This window comes from Sulfitobacter sp. 1A12779 (assembly GCF_043557315.1).
Taxonomy (GTDB): domain Bacteria; phylum Pseudomonadota; class Alphaproteobacteria; order Rhodobacterales; family Rhodobacteraceae; genus Sulfitobacter; species Sulfitobacter faviae.
In genome coordinates, this window is record NZ_JBIFFU010000071.1 from 1 (window position 1) to 1,601 (window position 1,601).

Annotated in this window: 2 protein-coding genes and 1 pseudogene; 2 read left to right on the plus strand and 1 reads right to left on the minus strand. The window is 54.6% G+C overall.

Annotated elements, in window-relative coordinates:
- On the minus strand, positions 1 to 242 hold a 242-nt coding region (locus ACGYLQ_RS20765), incomplete at its 3' end, for a helix-turn-helix domain-containing protein (RefSeq protein WP_394444484.1).
- A gap of 171 nt (positions 243 to 413) precedes the next feature.
- Between ACGYLQ_RS20765 and ACGYLQ_RS20770 the strand changes: the two genes are divergently transcribed.
- Together ACGYLQ_RS20770 and ACGYLQ_RS20775 are read left to right on the plus strand one after the other, a co-directional pair.
- Complete coding sequence (locus tag ACGYLQ_RS20770) at positions 414 to 1,016, plus strand: SCO family protein (protein WP_394444676.1); 603 nt, start codon at positions 414 to 416, stop codon at positions 1,014 to 1,016.
- Between the two features lie 169 nt (positions 1,017 to 1,185).
- Positions 1,186 to 1,601, plus strand: a pseudogene (locus ACGYLQ_RS20775) (nodulation protein T precursor); the annotation flags it as partial.

Consider the following 1,601-nt stretch of genomic DNA (forward strand, 5'->3'; position numbering starts at 1 on the left):
GCCTCATCACAGGGCCGGTTGGGATGGTCGCTGAGGTCGAGCAGCTCGCGGATCGCATCGAGCGAGAAACCGAGTTGTCGCGAGTGGCGGATGAAGGACAGTCGATCAAGCTGTGCATTGTCGTAGCGCCTCTGTCCGCCTTCGGTCCTGCCAGGTTCGGGCATGAGTCCGATCTGTTCGTAGTACCGGATGGTCTGCACTTTTGTGCCAGTCTTCTTTGACAGAGTACCGATCGTGAGCATTTTCGCCTCCATGAAAAAGATACAGTCTGTGTAGGTTTTGCCGTCGGAATAAACAAGTGTCGGATTCACAGACGCGTGAGTTCAAGCTATACCATGATTTCGTGCTTGAACCTCTAGCGGCTAGAGGATGTATCCGCACAGGCAATAAGAATCAAAATCAGGCGAACAGGATTGTCCCTTACATCGGCACAGAAGTTTCTTTGGGTTTTGGCAGGCGTGGCAGCGCTTGCCTTCGTGTGGCTTCTGCTCTGGTCCGACTATCGTTCCGATAGCGCCCGAACCGACGCCGAACCGCCTTTTTTCGCTGAGTTCGAACTGACGGACCACCGGGGTATGGTTCAAACCGAGGAGGACTTTGCGGGGCGCTGGATGCTGGTGTTTTTCGGCTTTACCAACTGCCCCGACGTCTGCCCGACGACCCTATCTGAGGTCGCGGCGGTGATGGACGGTCTGGGCGACGATGCCGCCGAGGTCCAGCCGATTTTCATAACAATCGACCCTGAACGAGACACGCCCCCAGCACTCGCCGAATACGTCCCGCTGTTCGATGCGGGCATCATTGGGCTGACGGGCACGCCGGAACAGATCGCCGCCACGTCCGAGACGTTTCCAATCTTCTTTGAGCGCGTCGAAGAGGCCGCAGCGCCGGATGGGTACACCATGGGCCACACGTCGCATCTGTTCCTCTTCGATCCCGACGCGGGCTTCGCCGACTCGTGGCCTTACGGCACCTCCGCCGAAGAGATCCTCGCCGATCTAGAAGAGAGGATCTGACCGACATGAACCGTATGTCCGGAGAAACAGCCCTAGAACTTGACGGCTCTGAGGAACTCTATACAAGCTAATATTTTTCAAATACTTAGCTACTCATAACAGCGTGTTGAGTGAAACACCTCAATCCCCCCGCAAATCCAAAAGATGATCCAATATACAGGAATGACAAATGAACCGTCCCTATCTGCTTTCTATCTTAGCATCCACGGCATTGGTTTCATGTACCGCTGTTGGCCCTGATTATACGCCACCCAAGACACCATTAGAAACGTCATTCATTGGCGGTGGCGGGGCTCTCGGAGAAGTCGCGCGCGATGAATGGTGGAAACGGCTAAATGACCGGCAAATGAACCGGCTGGTAGACCGAGGCCTCACACAAAACATCGATATTGCAACGGCTTTACAACGTATCAAAGCCGCAAATACAGACCTGAGGCAGACAGGTATCGCTGACCAGTTCTCAGGTGGACTGGATGCACAGGCGCAGAGAAACAATGGTGACCCAATTTCAGGTGATCCCTCTGAAAGTGCGACGTTCGGGGCGAATTACATCCTCGATATTTTTGGTGGTGTTCGCCGTGACGC